Consider the following 4,783-nt stretch of genomic DNA (forward strand, 5'->3'; position numbering starts at 1 on the left):
CCTGAGGCAGAGGCGAAAACCCGACACTCAACCCTTGCCATTCCCTCCCCCGCAAGCGAGGGAGGGAATGGCAAGGGTTGAGTGTCGGGTTTTCGCCTCTGCCTCAGGGAAGGCGCACCATGCAAAAGGGCCGCCCCCGAAAGGGCGGCCCTTTTCACCTTTTGGTGCCGGAGATAGGAGTCGAACCTACGACCTTGGCATTACGAATGCCCTGCTCTACCAGCTGAGCTACTCCGGCGGGGAAAACTGCCGAGGCGGGTGATTATTTCACTCTCGCGCCGTTTGCGCCAGCGCGCGTAATGCCGGCTGAAGAACTAGCCCGCATATCTCACCGGGACCGGTGAGATATGCGGGCTTGCGGGCAGGTCCGCCCCTCTAAAAAACAGGTGTTCTTGGCGGGCTTCGCGGCTTCGCGAGAGAAACATCCCCGGGCGATCCACGCCGCCAGTGTGGCGGGTCAAAGGCCATACCAGGAAAGGGCCGAAGGCGATCCGGCTCAGGTGTGCTTCGTGGTAAGAACGCTCTCAGTCGCTGCGGCGCACCCGGATGACCACGTCCACGCCGGCCACATCCATGCCGGACGGCAGGTCGGGCAGGCCGGTCACATCCATCTTGCTGAGCGGGATGTCCTCCAGAGCACCGGTGTCCATGTGGAACAGGTGGTGGTGGGGTTCCAGGTTGCTGTCGTAGAAGACGCGGGCCGGGTCGACGATCACCTGACGAATGAGGCCCTTTTCGGCGAACAGACCCAGCGTGTTGTACACGGTGGCCTTGGACACCGCGGCGTCCCGGGCATTGACGCGGGCCAGCACCTGGTCCGCGGAGACGTGCTGGTGACGATCGAAGAGCACGCCGGCAATCTCCACCCGCTGCTGGGTGGGGGTGATGCCGTGCTCGCGCAGGCGCCTGATGATCGCTTCGCGCGCCTCGGCGGATGAAGTCATTTCTATCGACATGTTCATACTTTAGCGTCAACCTTAGACAAAGTCTAGATAACGGATGCAGCCTCGCCCCCCTCAGGGGCATCGGCGGCGCGATCCAGCCGATAAGGAGCCGCGTCGAACATCGGCTCCGTTCCGGCCACCAAATCCGCCGCCAGCCGGCAGGAGGCCAGGCTCAGCACGACGCCGTTGCGGAAATGCCCGGCGTTCACGAACAACCCCGGACACCCCGGGTGCTCGCCGATATACGGCACCCCCGTGGGCGATCCGGGCCTCAGCCCCGACCAGTGGTGTTCCACCGGGGCGTCCGCCAGCGCGGGCACCAGCGTCGCGGCCGCAGCCAGCAGTTCCGCCCGGGCATCTCCCGTTGTTTCCTTCCGGAACCCCACGTATTCAAGGGTACTGCCCATGAGAATGCGGCCGTCGCGGCGCGGAATCAAGTAACGGCCGCCGCTCAGCACGATGCGCTGCATGAGTCCCGGCGGGGCGCGAAACAGGATCATCTGCCCGCGCACCGGCACCACCGGCAACGCGGGGCCGCCCTCGGGCATCAACCCGGCGCTCCAAGCCCCGCCGGCGATGAGCACGCGGCGGGCATGGATCTCGCCCTTCGGGGTCCTGACGCCGGTGATTCCGCGCCGGTCCACACACAGGGCCTCAACCGGACTGTGTTCGCGAATCGCGATTCCCCGCCTGACCAGACTGTCCCGCAGGGCCCGCACCAGGCGCGGATTACGCACCTGGGCGATGGACGGCAGCCAGAGTCCGGTCCCGGTGGCTGACCTCAATACCGGCTCGCAGGCATGCACACCCGCTCCATCCAGAATCTCCAGCCCCACGGCGAAACGCTCGGCCCAGCCGCAGGCCGCCGCCTCCTCACCGGCATCCAGCACCAACATGCCGGAACGGGTCCACTCCGGGTCCACCCCGGTCTCCGCGTGCAGCTCGGCCGCGAACGCCGGATAGGCGTCCTGGGTATGCCGGGCGAGCACGGTAACCGGGTCGGGATAGCGCCAGGGATAGAGGGGCGAGAGGATGCCGCCGCCGGCCCAGGAGGCCTCGCGACCGGTCTCACCCCGCTCCAGCACCGTCACCTCGAGGCCGGCGTCATGCAGGAAACGGGCGGTCAGCATGCCGATAAGGCCGCCGCCCACCACGATGCAGTCGGTCATGAGCATTCCCGGCGAGATCAGGACGAGGCGGCCGGGCCGCTTCGAAGGCGTGCAATTGGAGCGGGTGATGGGAATCGAACCCACGTCATCAGCTTGGGAAGCTGAGGTTCTACCATTGAACTACACCCGCAGGAACCAGCCCGCATATCTCACCACCCTTCTACTGCGGCCGCCGGTCTGCGCGCTGTGACGGGGCGTCTGCTGCGTAGGAGCGGCGACCCCGCCGCGAACCGCCCGGCTCGATCGACCTCCGCGTTCGGCCCGGGGTCGGGCCTCCTACATCCGGCCCTGAGCAACGTAGTGTCGGCTACGCCTGCGCCGTCTTCCGTTCCGCGCGCCCCGTCACAGCGGCATCTCGACGCCCTCGCTACGAACGGTGGTGAGATATGCGGGCTGGCCATTTTATCCACCTCGCGGAGGCAAGGAAAGGCTAATCGGCGGGCCATGCCCGCCGTCCCGGCCGTAAGGGGGCCCGACCAAAAAACATGTTCTCTCGCGAAGAGCGCAAAGGACGCCAAGAAATTCGATGACTATATGGATGTTCCGTGGGCGCGCCGGGCCCCGACGGTCGGGATGCCGGGTATGGCCCAACCATTACTTATGAATGGGTTTCCTTGGCGAGCTTGGCGCTCTTTGCGAGAGAAAGGTCTTTTTCTTCGTGCCCTTCGTGAGCTTCGTGGTGAATCGCCCTTTCTTGAACCAGCGGACCAGCATGTATCCAGCATCGGGCATCTGCCTTAGAATGGACAATCCACCTGCACAAACCGCATGTACGACCATGGAAATCACCCTCAACGGCACACCCCGTGACGTTCCCGACGGCCTGACCGCGGCGGCGCTGCTCGACCACCTGGAGATGTCCGGGCAGCGGTTGGCCATGGAGGTCAACGGCGAGATCGTCCCGCGCAGCGAGCACGCCCGGCACACGGTCAACCCCGGCGACCGGGTGGAGATCGTGCGCGCCATCGGCGGCGGGTGAACACCCAGCACCCAACCGGAACACCTCATGTCAGATACCGATCGACCCAATGACGGCCTGGTCATCGCCGGGCAGACCTACCATTCCCGCCTGCTGGTGGGCACCGGCAAGTACAGGGACCTGGACGAGACCCGCGCGGCCGTAGAGGCCAGCGGCGCGGAGATCATCACGGTGGCCATCCGGCGCACCAACATCGGCCAGAACCCGGACGAGCCCAACCTGCTGGACGTGCTGCCCGCCGACCGCTACACCTACCTGCCCAATACCGCCGGTTGCTACAACGCACAGGACGCCATCCGCACCTGCCGCCTGGCCCGGGAGCTGCTGGACGGGCACAAGCTGGTCAAGCTGGAGGTGCTGGGCGACGAGAAGACCCTCTACCCGGACGTGGTGCAGACGCTTGAGGCCGCCGAGATCCTGGTGGCGGACGGCTTCGACGTGATGGTCTACACCAGCGACGACCCGATCCTGGCGAAACGCCTTGAGGAGCTCGGCTGCGTGGCGGTGATGCCGCTGGCCGCCCCCATCGGCTCCGGGCTGGGCATCCAGAACCGCTACAACATCCTGGAGATCGTGGAGAACGCCTCGGTGCCCATCCTGGTGGATGCGGGCGTGGGCACGGCGTCGGACGCCGCCATCGCCATGGAACTGGGCTGCGACGGCGTACTCATGAACACCGCCATCGCCGCGGCGAAGAACCCCGTGCTGATGGCAGGCGCCATGAAAAAGGCCATCGAGGCCGGCCGCGAGGCCTTCCTCGCCGGCCGCATGCCCCGCCGCCGCTACGCCTCGGCGTCGTCCCCGGTGGAGGGGACGTTTTTCTGAGTCCGCTGGAAAATCTTCAACGCAGAGGCGCAAAGACGCAAAGGAACGCAAAAGGGCCTTTGATCAAAAAACCTTTGCGCCCCTTTGCGTCTTCGCGTCTTTGCGTTGAGGCTTTTCACACCCATGTCCAAACCCGGCCCCACACCACACAGACCCATCCGCAGCTTCGTGCGACGGGAGGGGCGCCTGACGCCCGGGCAGCAGCGGGCGCTGGAGACGCTCTGGCCGCGGTACGGGATCGACTTTTCAGAGGAACCGCTGGACCTTGCCGCGATCTTCGGCCGGTCCGCGCCGGTGACGCTGGAGATCGGCTTCGGCAACGGGGAGAGCCTCGCGCAGATGGCGGAGGCGGCGCCGGAGCGGGACTTTCTCGGCATTGAGGTACACCGCCCCGGCGTGGGGCGCCTGCTCGCGCGCATCGAGGCCCTGGGGCTGACGAACCTGCGGGTCATGTGCCACGACGCGGTCGAGGTGCTCGAACACCGGATCGCGCCAGGCTGCCTGGACACAGTGCAGATCTTCTTCCCCGATCCCTGGCACAAGAAACGCCATCACAAGCGGCGCCTCATCCAGCCCGCATTCGTGGCGCTGCTGGCGACCCGCCTGCGCTCGGGCGGCACGCTCCACCTGGCCACGGACTGGGAAGACTACGCGCGGCACATGCTGGACGTGCTCAACGCCTCACCCGAATTCCGCAACACCGCCGACGGCTTCGCCCCGCGCCCGCCCCACCGGCCTCTCACAAAGTTCGAGCAGCGGGGACAGACACGGGGGCATGGGGTTTGGGACCTCATTTTCATGAAGGTTGAAGGATGAAGGATGAAGGTTGAATGAAACCACCCCCTTTGAAAGGATGAAGGTTGAAG

Annotated in this window: 5 protein-coding genes and 2 tRNA genes; 3 read left to right on the plus strand and 4 right to left on the minus strand. The window is 65.9% G+C overall.

Features of this window, described 5'->3' with window-relative positions; translation table 11 throughout:
- Window positions 1–162: 162 nt before the first annotated feature.
- The 4 genes from B1C78_RS09595 to B1C78_RS09610 form a co-directional block, all read right to left on the minus strand.
- Window positions 163–238, minus strand: a tRNA-Thr gene (locus tag B1C78_RS09595).
- Between the two features lie 286 nt (window positions 239–524).
- Window positions 525–944 (minus strand): Fur family transcriptional regulator, encoded by a 420-nt coding sequence (locus tag B1C78_RS09600; RefSeq protein WP_425443971.1) that lies wholly within the window; start codon window positions 942–944, stop codon window positions 525–527.
- Between the two features lie 44 nt (window positions 945–988).
- Complete coding sequence (thiO, locus tag B1C78_RS09605) at window positions 989–2,113, minus strand: glycine oxidase ThiO (RefSeq protein WP_077278957.1); 1,125 nt, start codon at window positions 2,111–2,113, stop codon at window positions 989–991.
- Between the two features lie 56 nt (window positions 2,114–2,169).
- Window positions 2,170–2,243, minus strand: a tRNA-Gly gene (locus B1C78_RS09610).
- Window positions 2,244–2,891: 648 nt separating this feature from the next.
- Here B1C78_RS09610 and thiS point away from each other — a divergent pair.
- The 3 genes from thiS to trmB all read left to right on the plus strand — a co-directional run bounded on the left by thiS (window position 2,892) and on the right by trmB (window position 4,733).
- Window positions 2,892–3,092 carry a sulfur carrier protein ThiS gene (gene thiS, locus B1C78_RS09620; RefSeq protein ID WP_077278948.1) on the plus strand — a complete coding sequence of 67 codons (201 nt, stop codon included), beginning with the start codon at window positions 2,892–2,894 and terminating at the stop codon, window positions 3,090–3,092.
- A gap of 27 nt (window positions 3,093–3,119) precedes the next feature.
- A complete protein-coding gene (locus tag B1C78_RS09625) occupies window positions 3,120–3,917 on the plus strand; it encodes a thiazole synthase (RefSeq protein WP_077278949.1) in 798 nt (265 codons plus the stop codon).
- Window positions 3,918–4,040: 123 nt separating this feature from the next.
- Window positions 4,041–4,733: a tRNA (guanosine(46)-N7)-methyltransferase TrmB gene (gene trmB / locus B1C78_RS09630; RefSeq protein WP_077278950.1), complete on the plus strand. Its 693-nt coding sequence runs from the start codon at window positions 4,041–4,043 to the stop codon at window positions 4,731–4,733.
- The last annotated feature ends 50 nt before the right edge of the window (window positions 4,734–4,783 follow it).

The organism is Thioalkalivibrio denitrificans (assembly GCF_002000365.1).
GTDB classification, from domain to species: domain Bacteria; phylum Pseudomonadota; class Gammaproteobacteria; order Ectothiorhodospirales; family Ectothiorhodospiraceae; genus Thioalkalivibrio_A; species Thioalkalivibrio_A denitrificans.